This is a genomic window from Pseudomonas sp. HP_01, from assembly GCF_055284355.1.
In genome coordinates this window covers 37461-53680 of sequence record NZ_JBTOPV010000028.1, presented here as the reverse complement: position 1 = coordinate 53680, position 16220 = coordinate 37461, and the positions used below count along the sequence as shown (strand labels likewise).

The window sequence follows — 16220 nt, the reverse complement described above, 5'->3', positions numbered from 1 at the left end:
CCCCCCCCCCCCCCCCCCCCCCCCCCCCCCCCCCCCCCCCCCCCCCCCCCCCCCCCCCCCCCCCCCCCCCCCCCCCCCCCCCCCCCCCCCCCCCCCCCCCCCGCTCCTACAGGTTTTGCGACGGAAAATCATCCGGGCTCGGCCTTAGGAATTGCGACGAAAACACGCCGCGCACCTCGAAGCCTCAGCCCAAAATCCCGCGGACGATGAAGTACAGCAGGGAAGGCCCCAGCAGGCAGCCGAGCCCGGTGTGGAAGGTCGCCGTCAGCGCGCCGTAAGGCACCAGCCGCCGATCCGTCGCCGCCAATCCGGCCGTCACGCCGCTCACGGTGCCGGCCAAGCCGCCGAAAACCATCGCTGAACGCGGGTTATCGAGCCCCATCCAGCGTGCAGCCATCGGGGTGCCGACCATCACCAGAATGGCTTTGATCAGACCGGTCGCGATCGACAGCGCCATCACGTCCGAGCTCGCACCCAACGCCGCGCCAGTCACCGGACCGACGATGTACGTTACCGCGCCCGCGCCAATGGTGGTGATGCTGACAGCATCGCGATAGCCGAACGCGTACGCCACGCAGCAGCCGACAATGAACGGCAGCAACGTGCCGAGCAACAGCGAGAACGCGCCGACCCATCCGGCCTTTTTCGCTTCGGTCGCCTGCACTTCGAAGGCCGTGGCGACGATGGCGAAATCACGCAGCATCGACCCGCCCATCAAGCCGATCCCGGAAAACAACGCCAGGTCCGCCAGCCCTTTCTGGCCCCCGGTCATCGTGCCGCCGACCCACGCCAGCACCAGGCCGATGACGATCGCAATGGCCGAACCATGGATGCGCCCGAACGTCAGGCGCTTGGACAACACCACCGAAATCCACATCACCACGCCCACGACCGCAAACGCGGTAACGAGGCCCTGACTGATCAGGTCTTTCTGAATGAGCTCCCACATATCAGCGGCCTCCTGCTGGCGAAACAGTTGGCGCGATCACCGGAAGCGGGTTCGCCAGTTCGTCCTCTTTGGGCAGTGGCTCGCCCTTGTTGATCCGGCTGATGACCGCGATCGTGCAGCCACAGACCACCACTGACACCACCGCCGCAATGACCGCGATGGGCCCGCCCTTAAGCGCCGTAACGACATTTTGCTGAGCGGCCATGGCCACAACGACCGGGATGTACATGGCGCCCCAGAAGCCGACGCCCATTTCGCAGCCTTCGCTCATGCCGCCGCGCTTTTGCATGAACAGCCGTGCGCAGATCAACAGGATCATCGCGATCCCGACGCCGCCCACGTTGGATTTGACGCCCAGCAGCACGCCGAGCAGATCACCGAGAATCACCCCCGCGAGGGTGCAGATTGCGAGTAACGCCACGCCATAAATCACCATTGTTCTAATCCTCAAATTGCATCGTCGAAGTTGTTGTTTTTGTGTTCCTTCGAAAGCAGCAGTCGGTTTATGAGTGGCGGCGTTCCTCCTCTCGCGACAGCGCGCTGAGCGTGTCCAGCCGGGCGCCCTGAAAGGCAACGGCCGATCCTTGTTCGAAGACGCGGCGTGCCAGACCGGTAAGCACAGTGCCCGGCGGCAGTTCGATGTGCAGGCGTGCGCCGCGCTCGTACGCGGTTTGCACCGTGCTGCGCCAGTCGATGACACGGCACATGTTGAACGCCAGATCGTCGCGCACCTTGTCGGCGCTGAGCATCGGCCGCGCGGTGCTGCCGCTGAGGTATTTGAGCGTCGGCGCTTTCACGCCCACATGGGCAAACGCATCGGCGAGCGCCCGCGCAGGTTCAGCCAGCAGCTCGCAGTGGGACGGCACGCTGACCGCCAGCCGCTTGGCCGCCGCAGCGCCCTGCTCTTTTGCAAGCGCAGCGACAGCCGCCATGGCCTCGTCTCGCCCGGCAATGACGAACTGGTTATCGGCGTTGATGTTGGCCAGATAGACCGGGCTCTCAACGCTATGAATTCGGGCGATCAGGGCTTCGACGGTGGGTTGGTCAAGACCGATCAGCGCCGTCATGCCGAAGCCCTGTGGATAAGCGCTTTGCATCAGCTCGCCCCGCAGCGCCACCAGACGCACGGCATCCGAAAAATCCAGAGCGCCCGCGATGACGGCGGCGGGATAAGCGCCGATGGACAAACCCGCGACCATATCAGGGCTGTTTTCATCGGCCATCAACACCCGCGCACAGGCGACGCCAGCGATCAACAAACACAGCTGAACAGCGCGTGTCGATTGCAGGGCTGCGGCGGTGTCCAGGGTCAGGACGTCCTCTTTCAAAGCAGCGCTCGCTTCTGCCAGGCAGTGCGCGACCAACGGGTGCTCCGGCAGGCCGTGGAGCATGCCCGGCTGTTGCGCGCCCTGGCCGGGAAACGCCCAGAAGCTGCTCATGCCGCGACCGCCTGCGCCAGCCACGGGTTATCCACAAGCCTCGCGCCGTCTTCGGCTTTGAGGAGCACCTGACGAGACGGTCCTGCCCATTCGCGCAGCGCCACGGCGCCAAACGGGGTTTGCAGCTGAAGGTCGATTCGGCACACCGCGCCGGCAAGCTGCTCCACCAAACGAGCGGCGTGCTGGCGATCAAAGAAATCCGGGGTGCGCAGGATGAGATCGAGATCGCTGCCGGCGTGCAGGACCGGCACGCCACTCGCCAGTTCAAAACCGGCGCCACCCGCCACGCCCCACAGCAGGCCAAGCGCGTTCATCACGGGACGGATCTGCCGTAAGGCTCGCAACGCTGGCCAATCGGCGTCAGGCGCGATGGCGATCAACGCTTCAGGCCGCACGCGCTGTTGCACATCGTCGAGCTTCATGTGAGTGGCGTAACGCTGATCCCGCGAGCGCCCCCGCACACCCACCGCCACCAGGCCGGCCGCGACACGGGCGCGGCGGACCACCACTGGATGACCCAGGCCAACGACCTCGAAGGCCCATGCCGGCGCGTCGATCGGCAACGCAGCCGCCGATAAACCCCACAAAAGATCATGGGGGAGTACCGGCTGAAAAGTGCTCATCACCACTGCGCCCGCAACAGCTCGCGAACTTTCGACGACGCCGCACGGTTGGGCGCGCCCAGGCGTGAACTCAGGTCATTGCCACCGGCGAGGGTGTCTTTGATCGCTGCAATCAGGCAGTCCTGAACCAGGGTGATATCCGACGCCGTGGGCTGCTCGATCTGACTGACCGACAGGGTTTCCCACAGCAGGCCAAGGCTGGCGTAGCTGTCGATGTCGTAGGCCATCGGCGGCACGCTGGCGGCGAGTTTTTCCAGTTCTTCGACGCTGCGCAGTGTCACCCGCGCCGCCGAGGCCTTGCCCATGGCGTGAACCATGACGCCTGGGTCGCGCAGGGCAATCAGCCGATTGGCCTGATAACCGTGGGCGAGAAACGCGCCGGACATCGCCTTGCCTACCAGCAGCCCGATCACCGGATGCCCGGCCAGACGCGCCCGAGCATAAGCGTCTACCGCCCCGGCCAGTGCCTGGTGAATACCCAGCGCTTCCTCGCGGCGGCCATAGGCTTGACTCGGCACGTCGATGATCGCGATTAATGTCCGCTTGTTGTCGCTGTCCTGATCCAGCTCGATGGCGCTGTCCACGGCCTGGGCCAGCCCCCACCCTTCAAGCAATCCGACTTCGCCGTTTTGTGCGCGGGGAAAACGATTGGCAGGGTCGGCGACCACGGCCAGGAATCGCGCCGGGCGATCACCCAGCGTGCCGTCCGCTGCTTTCACCGACGCCGGCAGCCCCGCCACTTCAGCGGCGTTTGCGGCCAGTGCATTGAACCAGCTCAATCCACGCAGAGAGTAAGCACTCATGTCCGGTCTCCTTGATAGGCGCTGCGTACGGCAGCGGGCTCGATCTGATGGCCGGTGTCCACCTGCAACAAACGCTCAAGGAACCAGGCGAACCGGCTGCTGCGTTCCTGCTCGGGCTTGCCCTTGTGCAACAGCGCGTGCACCTGTTGCTGAATGGCGCTGATGTCGTCGGCGACAAAGGCGTCCACCAGACCGCTGGCAAAACGTTGCTCGCCCCCGGTCAGGCTCCAGATGAACGGACGGTCGCGGGAGTCGTATTCCTCGATGCCGGCTTCTTGTTCGATGACTTGCGGGCCGTTCAGGCCCAGACGTGCTTCCTGGGTGACGACCAGATAACTGCACAGCGCCGCCGCGATGGACATGCCGCCGAAGCAGCCAACGCTGCCCGCCACTACGCCAATCACTGGCTGATAACGACGCAGATCAACGATGGCCGCGTGGATGTCAGCGATGGCCGCCAGCCCGAGATTGGCTTCCTGCAAGCGCACGCCCCCGGTTTCCAGCAACAGAACGGCTGCCGTGGGGATGCCCTTGCGGTTGTCTTCGGCGGCCAACTCAAGCGCGCCGGCCATTTTGGCGCCGCCGACTTCGCCCATGCTGCCGCCTTGAAAGCCGCCTTCGATGGCGCAGATCACCACCGGTTTGGCATCGATCGTGCCTTTGGCGATTACCACGCCATCGTCGGCCTGGGGCACGACGCCCTGCTTGGCCAGCCAAGGGGAAACCAGACGCTCGAAGGGATCGATCAGCTCACGAAAACTGCCGTTGTCCAGCAGTGCGCGAGCGCGTTGCCGGGCGCCGAGTTCGACGAAGCTGTGCTGCTGCAGAAGCCGCGTGCTGTCAGTCATGACCGACCTCCTCGAAACCTTGCTCCAGGCGCAGCCGAACCACGCCCGGTGTCGCGCCGAAGTCGTGGATGTCGATGCTCATGGCCGGCGGGGTCTGGCCGTCGAACATGCGCTGGAAGAGATTTTCCCAGCGCGCCGAACTGCCATTGACCGACGTCAGCACCTGGATCGTCAGCTTGCCCGGCTGACCCGGCTCCAGCAGCACTTCCAGATCACCCGAACCGACGCAACCTACCAGCGCGCGCCCCAAAGGCGGTTGCCCGGCAGGGAATTCAAAAGACAGGGTTTCCATGGTCAGACGTTCCTCGTTGCATCGCCGAGCGCAGGCTCCAGGCGATCAATAAACAGGCAAGCGGCGAGCAAATCGGCAGCGCCGCCAGGGGAGGCGTTCAGGCTCAGCAGCTGTTGATCCAGCTGATTCAGCGCGCGACGGCCGCTGAGGGTCGCGCTGCCACCGGCGTCCAGTACCCGCTGGGCACCGTGTTGCATGGCGTGCAGGCCAGCTTCACCCGCGCGATACAGCACGCAGGTATCGGACAGCGTGGTCATGATCGCCAGCAGTGCATCGAGTCGCGCGTTCTGCTCGCCATGCCCGGCGGCGCGGCTGCGGATGAGTTGCGGCAAGCCGGTTTGAGTGACGGCAGGGAAACCCGCTTGCGCTTGCCCTCGGGCACCCGTTGCGCCGTATTTTTGCGCAACGGCCTGGCCATGGCTTTGACTCTCGCCCTGATGACGATCGTCGATCATTGCCAGATGGCTGGCGCGTTGGCACAGCCCTTCCGGACAGAGATCATCGGGGTCCAGCGCTGCAGCGGTGACCAACAAGCCCAATGCCCAGATCGCCCCACGGTGGGTGTTGACCCCATTGGTGGTGCGCATCATCGCGACTTCGCCCTCGCGACCGAGTCGGCCAATGGTTTCCCGCAACAGCAAGTTGATCTCGCCAATGGCAACAGCGGCGTCGGCCATCTGCTTGAACGCCGGCCACAGCGAGAGCGCTGATGCGTGCATCAAGCCCAGGTGCAGATCTGTGTGGGCACCACTGCTGCGACGATCGACCAGCGCCGGTTTTGGCGACAGGTCGGCTTCGTCGATCAGCGCATCCACGGCCAGATCGGCCAGGCGCTCTGCCAGTGACGCAGGGTTCGGCGTTGCATCGAAGGCATCGAAAGCTACATTGAATGCGCGCATCACCAACTCCTGAATTTCGCAGGCGGGTTGTACAAACCGCCGGACCATTCCACCAGCTCGGCGACGCTCTTGGCCGCCAGCAGTTCGCGGCTGGCATCGGTGCGACGAATGCCCAAATCCTCAGGCAGCGCAATCAGCCCTTCACGGCGCATGCGGGCGGTGTCTTTCGGGTTGTGGCGCAGGCCGATGGAGGTGACGCCTGCGACGGCGGCGATCATGGCCTGACGCTCTTCCAGGCTGCGCGCCTTATACAGATAAGCGATGCCTTCTTCGGTCAACAGATGGGTGACGTCGTCGCCGTAGATCATGATCGGCGCCAGGGGCATGCCGCTCTTTTTCGCGACTTCGACAGCGTCCAGCGTCTCGACGAAAGTGGGTTTGCCGCCCTCCTGGAAAGTCTCGACCATTTGCACGACGAGCTTCTTGCCGCGTTCAAGATAGGCGTCCGGCCCGTCACCGCTCTGCTGGCGCATGTCCAGCCAGGCGGGCGTGGCGTGACGTCGGCCGCGCGGGTCGTGGCCCATGTTCGGCGCGCCACCGAAGCCGGCAAGGCGCCCGCGCGTAACGGTGGAGGAATGGCCGTCGCCGTCGACTTGCAGCGTGGCACCGATGAACAGGTCCACGGCGTACTGCCCGGCCAGCTGGCACATCATTCGGTTGGAGCGCATCGAGCCATCGTGACCGGTGAAGAACACGTCGGGCCGCGCGGCAATGTAGTTTTCCATGCCCAGCTCGGTGCCGAAGCAATGCACGCTTTCGACCCAGCCGCTTTCGATGGCCGGGATCAGCGTCGGGTGCGGATTGAGCGTCCAGTTACGGCAGATCTTGCCCTTCAGGCCCAGCGATTCGCCGTAGGTCGGCAGGATCAGTTCGATGGCTGCGGTGTTGAAGCCGATCCCGTGGTTGAGGGACTGGACGTTGTGTTTCTCGTAGATCCCGCGAATCGCCATCATCGCCATCAGCACGTGCACCGGCTTGATGTGGCGCGGGTCGCGGGTAAACAGCGGCTCGATGTAGAACGGCTTGTCGGCGACGACCACGAAGTCGACCCATGACGCCGGGATGTCCACCCGCGGCAGGTCGCTGACGTCATCCACCAACTGGTTGACCTGCACGATGACGATGCCGTCGCTGAAGGCGGCCGGTTCGATCAGGGCGGGGGTGTCTTCGGTGCTGGCGCCGGTATAGATGTTGCCAGCGCGGTCAGCCATGAAACCGGCCGAGAGCACGACGTTGGGAATCAGGTCGACCAGCAGGCGGGAATACAGCTCGATGTACGTGTGAATCGCGCCGATTTCCAGCAGGCCGTCTTCCAGCAACTGGCTGATACGCAGGCTTTGGGTGCCGGCGAAAGAGAAGTCCAGCTTACGGGCGATGCCGCGTTCGAACAGGTCCAAGTGCTCAGCACGGCCGACGCTGGGCATGATCATGTGCAGATCGTGAAGCTTCCCGGGATCGGCCTTTACCAGTGAGCGGGACAGGAAATCCGCCTGCTTCTGGTTATTGCCTTCCAGCACCACGCGATCGCCCGGCGCAATCAACGCCTCAAGCGCGGCGACAATGTTGTCGGTCGGCAGTACAACGCCATCGGCGAAGGAACGCACCAGGTCGAGCCGTCGCAGCTTTTCAGTGCGACGACGCGACCAGCGCGGGTCAAGTTTAGTTGTTGTGGTCATGCTGACTCCACGAGTTCGCTGTCGTGGGGCAGATTAGGAGGGGTTCAGGTTCGGCATCAATCAAGCAAATGCGTAAATCATTACCGTGAGAGTAATGATCAGTCAGGCCAGTTGATCTGATAACGGGTGCTGCGCCCGCCGCCAGGCAGCTTTACCAGGCAGCCTTTTTCCAACAGGTCCTGAAGATGCCGGGTTGCGGTGGCTTTACTGACTTTGGCGACCGCCTGGTATTGAGACGCGCTGATGCCGGCGGCGAAACCCGCGTCCGGCTTCTCGGACAGCAGGTTGCCATTCAACAACCGATTGAGCACCTTGGTCTGCTCCACAGAGAGGCCGTCATCCCGATGGAATTGCCAGAATCTCGCCTTCGCCAACACTCGCTCGATACGCTGCATGGCCTGCTCAAGCGTGTGGAGCAAGGTCTGTAAAAACCAGACGAGCCACTCGGTGATGTTCAGGCCACCACGTTGGGTCGCCTCCAGAATCCGGTAGTAGTCCTGACGGCGGGCGAGGATGCTCGCGGACATCGCGTAAAAGCGTATGGCCTGATGTTCGCCCTGGGCCATGGCCAGGTCAGTGATCGCGCGGGTCAAACGTCCGTTGCCATCGTCGAACGGGTGCAGCGTCACGAACCAGAAATGCGCGATGCCCGCGCGGATCAGCGGGTCGAGGGTTGGATCGGCGCAGCTGCTGTTGAACCAGTAGAAGAAGTCATCGAGCTTTTGCTCCAGGCCTTCGCGTCCAGGCGCCTCGAAATGCACAACGGGTTGGTCGATGCGACCGGACACGACCTGCATGGGCTCAGGCCCTCTGAGCGTCCCGACCTGAATGGGGTATGCCGTCAGCGCGCTCGGCTCGGGAAACAACAACCGATGCCAGTGCATCAGCCGTTCAGACGTCAGCGGCGCGGCGTGCTGTTGAGTAGCATCCAGCATCAGTTCCGCCAGCCCCTCACTGCGTGCCGTCACGCGTTCATCGCTGGCGAGCCCGAGCCGCTTTGCCAGAGAAGAACGCACCGACTCCACATTCAGTTGCTCGCCTTCAATGGCCGATGAGGTGATGACGTTCTGCAGCAAAGCGTCCAGCTCGCGCTCAACATTCGCGCCAGTGCCTGACGCGCCCATCATCCCCAATAACTGACCCTGCGCCTGGGTGCAGGCCCGCAACAGCGGCGCCAACGGCTCAACGTCCCAGGAGAAGGAAGGCCATTTGAGGTGTTGCCAAATCCACTTTGCTGACTGTTTCACGGGACGCCTCGGAGGTGTGTGAGCCGATTAGCAATCCCATTCGGCTCACGGGATGAGCCGAATATGCGGGTTATTCGGCTCAGCGTCTAGGAGGGATTTGGTAGGAGTGCGATATATATGCACCGCAGTCGACCCTTCTTGACTGATTAAACTGTCTGCTTCACAAACCTGAAATCCGAGCGCAATGTCGCAGTTGCCTGAATTGCCTTTTCCGACCCAGACTCCTAGCTTTGAAGGCGATATGTATGCCTTTCAAGCGCCTGGAGATCTCATGTCATCGACTGTCCTGTCATTTCAAGCCGATGAAGAAACAGTACAAACGCTCGATCAGTTGGCCGGCGCCACTGAGCGTGATCGGCAATATCACCTTCAGCAAGCACTGAGCCGCTACCTCGAGGCCGAGATGCGCCAGATGCACGCTATCTCTGACGGCATAGCGGACGCCGATGCAGGAAACCTTACTGACATCGAATCTGTGAAAGCGAGATGGGTGAAGCGTGCTGACAATAGCCCTGACTGACAAAGCGCAGAGTGATCTAGAGGGCATGCATGAATACTACGCAGCAATGTGCGGCTCGGAAGTAGCCAACCGAATCGTGATTGACGTGCTTGGTCAGTTGGAGTCATTGAGGACGTTCAGTGGGCTAGGCCGGCCATCACAATCCCCGGGCGTCAGGGAGCTGGTGTTAAGTCGATACCCGTATGTGGCGCCGTATCGGGTGAAGGATCATCAGGTGGAGGTGCTGAGGGTTCTAAATCACCGGATGGATCGATGACAGCACGCCGTTCACGTGGGAGCAAGCTCGCTCTGGGCCGTATCCAGGCAAAGATGGCGGTACATCCTTTAAATCTTCAGCAGATGAAATGAAGCGTTCGCGAGCAAGCTCACTCCTACAGGGGCTGTGTCCGGCATGCACCCTGCGGCGTTTGAGAGCCGGGGAGTCTCTTACAAGCTCGGCGTCACCTGAATCAACCCTGCATCCACCAACCACTCCTCAAGCGCCACAAGGTCCGGGATCTTCGCCACGGTCTCGCCCACTTGCACCGCGGCCAGTTCCAGCTCGGCCAGCGGCACGTCGACGTAGCTGAGTTGGCTGTCGAGTTTGCAGGAGCGCGGAATGCCTTGGGTCAGCAGGGCGACGAATTTGAGGTCAGGGCGGCCGCCGAGGGCGTTGAGCACGACGATGCGGGCGCGACCTCCGACACGGGCTCGGCTGCCGCAGGCGGCTTCGAAGCTGAGCAGTGGCAGACTGCGGTGGCGCCAGTTGATCGGTCCCAGGTACCACTGCGGTGCGGCGGGATCGGCGACGCTGTCTTGATAGTCGATCAGCTCGGCGACCGCCACGTTGGGCAACAGCAGGTGCCGGTCACTCAGGGGGATCAGCAACCCGGTCAGGCTGGTCAGCCGCGCCGTTTGGGTTGTGGTGTCAGACATGGGCGTGGCTCCAGTGGGCGATGCTTTCCAGCAGTGCGGCTTCCTGATACGGCTTGCTCATGTATTCGTTCACCCCAAGCGCCATGGCGTGGTCGCGGTGTTTCTGTCCCGATCGCGACGTAATCATGATGATTGGCAGGTGCTTCAATGCGTCGTCTCCGCGAATCTTGCTGACGACTTCAAAGCCGTCCATGCGCGGCATCTCGATGTCCAGCAGCATGATGTCCGGGGTGTGCTCCTGCAGCAGCGCCATGGCATCGACGCCATCTTTGGCCGTCAGCACGTTCATGCCGTTGCGCTCCAGCAAGCGGCCGGTCACCTTGCGCACCGTCACCGAGTCATCCACCACCATCACCAGCAACGGCCGCGCCTGTTCGGGTTCGACATAACGCACCGGCGCATGCCCCGCGAATTGCAGCGCGAGCAGCTTGGCGTGAAAGCGCCGGATGTGCGCAAACAGGTCGAGAATCAGCACCACGCGGCCGTCCCCCAGAATGGTCGCGCCGGCAATGCCGGGTATCGAGGAAAACTGCGGCCCGAGGTTTTTCACCACGATTTCCCGCGAGCCGGCCAGCGCGTCCACCTGCACCGCGACCCACTGATCGTGGACATGCACGAGGAGCACGGGGAGCGGCTGCGTCTGTGTCTGGCCGTTCAGTTTCGGCGGATGACCGTTACTGAGCAGCTCGCCCAGATAACGCAATTCGTAGGTGCGCCCGCTGTACTCGTAGTGCGGTGGCACCGTGTGATAACAGGTCTCCAGCTCGCTCGGCATCACGCGCACGATGCCCTCGATGCTGTTGAGCGGGACGGCGTACAGTTCTTCGCCGCACTGCACCATCAGTGCACGATTGACCGACACCGAGAACGGCAAGCGGACACGGAAACGCGCGCCTTCACCCGCCTTGGAATCAATAACCATCGAGCCGCCCAGGTCCTTGACCTCGGCGTGCACCACGTCCATGCCGACGCCGCGCCCGGAAATCTGGGTGATGGTCTCGGCGGTGGAAAACCCTGGGCGCAGAATGAACTGCAGGATGTCGTGCTCGCTCAGCTCGGCGTCGGGACTGATCATGCCGCGCTTGATCGCCTTGCGCCGCACGGCCTCGAAGTCGACACCGGCGCCGTCGTCGCGCATCTCGATGACGATGTCGCCACCTTCGTGGGCCAGACTCAGCGTGATATGCCCCCACTCTGACTTGCCGGCGGCCAGGCGCTCCTCGACGCTCTCCAGCCCGTGATCGACGGCGTTGCGCAGCATGTGCTCCAGCGGCGCGACCATGCGTTCGAGCACGTTGCGGTCCATCTCGCCCTCGGCGTTGACCACGTCGAACTTGACCTTCTTGTTCAGCTCCCCCGACACCTGACGGACGATCCGGCGCAGGCGCGGCACCATGCGCTCGAACGGCACCATGCGCGTGCGCATCAGGCTTTCCTGAAGCTCGGTATTCACCCGCGCCTGTTGCAGCAGCAGGGTTTCGGCCTCATGGGCGCGGGTGTCGAGGGTTTCCTTGAGGTCCATCAGGTCGGACGCGGACTCGAACAGCGCGCGTGACAACTGCTGCAGCTGCGAATGTCGATCCATTTCCAGCGGGTCGAACGCTTCGTAACCCCGCCGATCGACATGATGATCGCGGCTGAGAATGCGACCCTGGGTTTCGATATCAAGTCGGCGCAGCTGATCGCGCATCCGCTCGATGGTGGTTTCCATTTCGACCAGCGTGATCTGCACGTCGCTGACCTGTTGCTCGACACGGCCCCGGAATATCGAGGTTTCCCCCGCCAGATTCGCCAGGTCTTCCAGCTGCTCGGCCGGGACCTTGATCATCTCCGGGCCGGTGCGCTCGCCATCGGCCTCGGCCTGTGCAGCCACCGGATCAACAGCGGGCACTGGCAGCGGAGCCGGCACCTCCTGAGGTTTCTCGGCAGGCTCGCGGGCGGCTCCGGACGAGGTGTAGTGAGCGATGCTCTCGATCAGCAGCGCCGGGTTGGGCAACGGTTCATAAGCGCGAACGGCATCGACCATGTCGGCGAGCATGTCGTGGCCGCTTTGCAGCAGGCCGTTGAGCAGTGCGCTGTTTTTAAGCGCGCCCGTCGACAACCCTTCATACAACGACTCCAGCTCATGGGCCAGATCGCCAATCGGCCCGATCTCCACCATTCGCGCACCGCCCTTGAGCGTGTGCAGATCGCGCAGCAGGTTTTCGACTTCCAGCGGGTTCTGAGTGTCGGCTTGCCAGCGCACCAACGCCCCGCTGCTGCTCTCGATGATGTCGTCGGCTTCTTCGAGGAAGATTTCCAGCAGTTCCGGATCGCGCTCGTCCAGCGAGTGAATCATCGAACTGACGTTGCGGGTCGCGCCGTCATTGGGCAGCAAATAGCAGTTGCGCTGACGAAACTCGCGAATCTTCTCGATCAGCGGCGCGGGACTGGTCAGCGGTGAATGGTGCTGCAACTGCTCAAGCATCAGCGACAGGTGATCGTGGCTGTGCACCAGCAGTTCGGCCAGTTGCGGCGAATAACCGCAACGTCGGTCGAGCAGGCCTTCGTACAGCGATTCCAGCTCGTGACCGAGGTCACCCACCGGGCCGATTTCGGCCATGCGCGCGCCCCCTTTGAGGGTGTGCAGGTCACGCTGCAACGATGACAGCGGCAGCGGGTTTTCCGGGTCGTCGAGCCAGCGCTGAAGCGCAGGGCCGGCGATGTCGAGAATATCCACCGCCTCTTCGAGGAAGATTTCGACGATTTCCTGATCGAAATCATCACTCGCAGGCTGGACGGGCTTGGCAAGGCGCTCGCTGACTTCCTCCATCTCCATGATGCGGGTCGCCCCACCGCCATCACTTTTGATAACGCCCATGGCGCCGGGGTCCAGCCCTTCGGCAAGCAGACCGCGCAAGGCGCCCACGCGCTCGGGGCACGGTTGGACTTCCTGTCCGGCGGCGACCTGGTCGAGCATGTTGATCAGCGCTTCGTGGGCCTTTTCGGCCTCATCGAAAAACCGTTCGCTGACCGCAAGGCTGCTTTCCTCCACCGCGCCGTACAGGTCGAGCAGCGCCTCGCAAAGCTCATCGACCTGAGGCAGGTCGGCCAGGTGCGCGCCGTGGCCAAGCATGGTCAGCTCGTCGAGCAGCGCGTTCAATTCCTGGCGATGGCCGGGGTGCTGGCGCCAGTCTTTGAGCAGGTTGTCTGCGTCCAGCAGGATGTCCATGCCTTCAGCCAGAAAGCTCGAGATCAGCTGCGGATTGCGTCGCGTGCGCAGGCCATTGCTGTCGTCGCTCAACGCATCGGCCAGTCGCGCGTCGAGCAGCTCTTGGGCCTGCTGAATCAGTGCTGCGGCGCCTTCGATGGGCATCAGCGGGTCGGCATTCAGCTGGGACAGGCCTTGTCGGAACAAAGGCTCGGCCGCACGCAGCAGGTCGATTTCGCCCTGGCCGACCGCAATCAGGTTGGTCTTGAACTCGCGCACCAATTGATCCAGCGGGCTCGCCAGCTCGGCGATCGGCAAGACGCCGGCCATGTACGCGCTGCCTTTGAGGGTGTGCAGCGCACGCAGCAAATCGTTGCTGAACACCGGCGCATCGGCGTCGTGCGCAGCGTCGAGGTAGCGGCCCATCGTGTTCAGGTGGGTGTGAGCTTCCTGGCGGAAAATCTCCAGCAACTGCGGATCGAAACCCTCTTCATCCTCCAGCCGCTGCGCAGGCTCGACATCGCCCGCCTCACCCTGGGCCAGCGCATGGGCCTGAGCCGCCAGTTGGTCGACATCGTCACGCTGGCGCTGAACATCTTCGGCGAAATCGCGAATCACGTCCGGCAGTAAGGCCTGCACGTCCGTGAGCAACTGCTGCACCCGCGTGTCTGGCTCGACGCTGTGTTCCAGTACGCGGTTCAGCAGGTTTTCCACCGACCACGCCAGCTCGCCCAGAATCAGCGCACGCACCATCCGGCCGCTGCCTTTGAGGGTGTGAAACGCACGACGGATCTCGCCCAGCGCCGAGAGATTGCCCGGATCGGCGCGCCAGCGCGGTACGTACTCGCGCAGTGCTCCAAGCATCTCATCGGTTTCTTCCAGGAATACTTCCCGCAGCTCGTCATCGATCGCCTGCTCGCCCTTGGGCGGCGGCAACAGGCTGGCCGGCATATCGCGCGCCGGCGGGTTGACCGCCGATAACGGGCTGGCCAGCACTTCGGCAAGGGTCCGACTCGGGCTGACCAATGCCTGGCGCTCGTGCAGGTCTTGCAGCTCTTCTTCGCTGATGACTTCTTCGAGCACCGGCACATCCAGCGCTTCGGGGGCTGGCGAGTAACCGAGCCGGGCGAGACTTTCCTGGGCCAGATCCAGCACGTGTTCGCCGGGCGCTTCCGGGTCTTCGGCCATGCGTTCGAGGTAATACTCGACGCCGATGATCACGTCCGCCAAGTGATCGAGCTGCGAGGCAGCCGGGCTTTCGGTGTCAACCAGCAAGTGCTCGGTGATGTAGTCGTTACAGGCCGCCAGCAGCCCGGATGCCCGGGCCAGCGGGATCATCGCCAGCGCGCCGCGCACCTGAACCAATTGCTCCGACAGCGGCAGCAGACGTGCCCGGTCCAGCTCGCCGTCGACGTAGGCGTCGATCACATCCTTGGCCTGCTGCAGGACGATGCGCGCTTCCTTGATGACCAGTTGGTGAATCTGGCTGAGGTCGGTGGTCGGCAGGCGGCTCTCTTCGGGGCTGCTCTGGTTGACGGTCCCGGCCATGCCCGCCAGGGTCGATTCGAGGTACAGCAACGCCCCGGCGACGTCCATTAACGTGGCATCGTCGGGCGCGCGTTGTCCCTGAGCCATGCCCTGCACCACGGTCATCTGATCAATGATGACTTTGCGCGGCTGCCCAAATCCCAGCACCGCCAGGGTGTCGGCGATCTGCCGCAGCGGCGGCAGCAACGCACTCAGCTCACTGACGTGCTGGCGATCTCCGCGCACGAAGACGTCCAGCCGCTCCTTGGTACGCACCAGTTCATCGCACAGGGCGATGATCACCGAGCGCATGGCGTCGCGATCCGGTCCGGCCATGCGCGCGCGTTCTTCAGCGACCAAGGCGCTGTGCGGCAGGGCATCAGCCAGCGCGTACTGGTCCTTCAAGTCCGTCATCTTCTGCGCCTCGCTGTCGGACTTGGCGATGTAAAACAACAGGCTTTTCAGGAGTTCGTCGGGCGCAGGCTGATTGATGCCTTCGACGCCCTGATCCAGCAGGCGTTTGAGTTCTTTGTCGGCGTCCTTGAACAGGCTGCGCAGCGCCGGACTGTTGGTGAAATTGCCGCTGATCATGTTTTCAACCAGCGCCGAAGCAATACGCCACAGCGGCTCAAGCGGGGCGTCCGCGCACAACACCTCAAGCCGGGCGAACACTTTGCCCATGTAACCGAGTTGGGTCTGCACGTCTTGATCCCGGAGCAGCCCGACCAGTGCCGTTTGCAGCGTTTGCCGCAGTTTGCGCAGCTTCGCGGGCAGTTCCGGGCTGTCGCGCTCGGCCAATGCGTCGGGATCAAGGGCGGGGATGGACAGCAATTGCGGCGAGAACAGGCTGGTCTCGGACAGCAGGCTTTCGCCCCGGGCGCTGCGCAGATCGTTGAGCAGCGGCAGCACCACCAGCGGCAAATCACGGCGAGCGGAATGCACACGCTCCAGGTAGACCGGCAGTTGGGTCATCGCCAGATTCAGCAGCTGAATCGCTTCGCTTTCCTGGGCGACATGACCCTGCTTCAGCGCCAGCGCCAGCTGCTCGATTTCCTCGGCGAACAGCGCGGCGCCGTAGAACTCGATCATCTGCAGGCTGCCGTGAACCTGATGGATGAGATCAAGGCACACGTCCATCGACGCTGCGTCTTGGGGCCGGGCGACGAAGGTGTCCAGCGCCTGTCGAGCGTGCGTGAGTGTTTCGGCTATTTCGCCTTTGACCCACTCTAGGGCCACGTAATCGTGACGGTCAGCCATGGTGACTCCGGTTGCCTGTGCCTTGACGCTGCTTC

Annotated in this window: 13 protein-coding genes and 2 pseudogenes; 2 read left to right on the top strand and 13 right to left on the bottom strand. The window is 63.2% G+C overall.

Annotated elements, in window-relative coordinates:
- Positions 1-184 precede the first annotated feature (184 nt).
- The 10 genes from madM to ACYAR8_RS16275 all read right to left on the bottom strand — a co-directional run bounded on the left by madM (position 185) and on the right by ACYAR8_RS16275 (position 8776).
- Positions 185-949 (bottom strand): malonate transporter subunit MadM, encoded by a 765-nt coding sequence (gene madM, locus ACYAR8_RS16320; protein WP_074892392.1) that lies wholly within the window; start codon positions 947-949, stop codon positions 185-187.
- 1 nt (position 950) lies between these two features.
- Entirely contained in the window at positions 951-1385 is a 435-nt protein-coding gene (gene madL, locus ACYAR8_RS16315) for a malonate transporter subunit MadL (protein ID WP_065991198.1), read from the bottom strand.
- Positions 1386-1452: 67 nt separating this feature from the next.
- Complete coding sequence (mdcH, locus tag ACYAR8_RS16310; RefSeq protein WP_074892391.1) at positions 1453-2388, bottom strand: malonate decarboxylase subunit epsilon; 936 nt, start codon at positions 2386-2388, stop codon at positions 1453-1455.
- Positions 2385-3017: a malonate decarboxylase holo-ACP synthase gene (locus ACYAR8_RS16305; protein WP_463580429.1), complete on the bottom strand. Its 633-nt coding sequence runs from the start codon at positions 3015-3017 to the stop codon at positions 2385-2387. Before ACYAR8_RS16305 ends, mdcH begins: the two co-directional genes overlap by 4 nt.
- Complete coding sequence (mdcE, locus tag ACYAR8_RS16300) at positions 3011-3814, bottom strand: biotin-independent malonate decarboxylase subunit gamma (protein ID WP_463580428.1); 804 nt, start codon at positions 3812-3814, stop codon at positions 3011-3013. Before mdcE ends, ACYAR8_RS16305 begins: the two co-directional genes overlap by 7 nt.
- Complete coding sequence (locus ACYAR8_RS16295; protein ID WP_463580427.1) at positions 3811-4662, bottom strand: biotin-independent malonate decarboxylase subunit beta; 852 nt, start codon at positions 4660-4662, stop codon at positions 3811-3813. Before ACYAR8_RS16295 ends, mdcE begins: the two co-directional genes overlap by 4 nt.
- Positions 4655-4954 (bottom strand): malonate decarboxylase subunit delta, encoded by a 300-nt coding sequence (locus ACYAR8_RS16290; RefSeq protein ID WP_065991186.1) that lies wholly within the window; start codon positions 4952-4954, stop codon positions 4655-4657. The genes ACYAR8_RS16295 and ACYAR8_RS16290 overlap by 8 nt, the downstream gene beginning before the upstream one ends.
- A gap of 2 nt (positions 4955-4956) precedes the next feature.
- Positions 4957-5853 (bottom strand): triphosphoribosyl-dephospho-CoA synthase, encoded by an 897-nt coding sequence (locus ACYAR8_RS16285; protein WP_463580426.1) that lies wholly within the window; start codon positions 5851-5853, stop codon positions 4957-4959.
- A complete protein-coding gene (gene mdcA / locus ACYAR8_RS16280) occupies positions 5853-7529 on the bottom strand; it encodes a malonate decarboxylase subunit alpha (protein ID WP_463580425.1) in 1677 nt (558 codons plus the stop codon). The genes ACYAR8_RS16285 and mdcA overlap by 1 nt, the downstream gene beginning before the upstream one ends.
- Positions 7530-7627: 98 nt before the next feature.
- Positions 7628-8776 carry a Fic family protein gene (locus ACYAR8_RS16275; protein ID WP_463580424.1) on the bottom strand — a complete coding sequence of 383 codons (1149 nt, stop codon included), beginning with the start codon at positions 8774-8776 and terminating at the stop codon, positions 7628-7630.
- 184 nt (positions 8777-8960) lie between these two features.
- On the opposite strand from ACYAR8_RS16275, the gene ACYAR8_RS16270 reads away from it, so the two are divergent.
- Positions 8961-9296: a CopG family ribbon-helix-helix protein gene (locus ACYAR8_RS16270; RefSeq protein WP_425438897.1), complete on the top strand. Its 336-nt coding sequence runs from the start codon at positions 8961-8963 to the stop codon at positions 9294-9296.
- Positions 9297-9321: 25 nt separating this feature from the next.
- Positions 9322-9552: a type II toxin-antitoxin system RelE/ParE family toxin gene (locus ACYAR8_RS16265; protein WP_342742129.1), complete on the top strand. Its 231-nt coding sequence runs from the start codon at positions 9322-9324 to the stop codon at positions 9550-9552.
- A 170-nt stretch (positions 9553-9722) separates the two neighbouring features.
- On the opposite strand, the gene ACYAR8_RS16260 is transcribed toward ACYAR8_RS16265, so the two are convergent.
- The 3 genes and pseudogenes from ACYAR8_RS16260 to ACYAR8_RS16250 all read right to left on the bottom strand — a co-directional run.
- Complete coding sequence (locus ACYAR8_RS16260; protein ID WP_463580423.1) at positions 9723-10211, bottom strand: chemotaxis protein CheW; 489 nt, start codon at positions 10209-10211, stop codon at positions 9723-9725.
- A pseudogene (locus ACYAR8_RS16255) lies at positions 10204-12105 on the bottom strand (hybrid sensor histidine kinase/response regulator); the annotation flags it as partial. The pseudogene ACYAR8_RS16255 and the gene ACYAR8_RS16260, both read right to left, overlap by 8 nt.
- Before the next feature lie 68 nt (positions 12106-12173).
- Positions 12174-16185, bottom strand: a pseudogene (locus ACYAR8_RS16250) (Hpt domain-containing protein); the annotation flags it as partial.
- Positions 16186-16220: the final 35 nt, after the last annotated feature.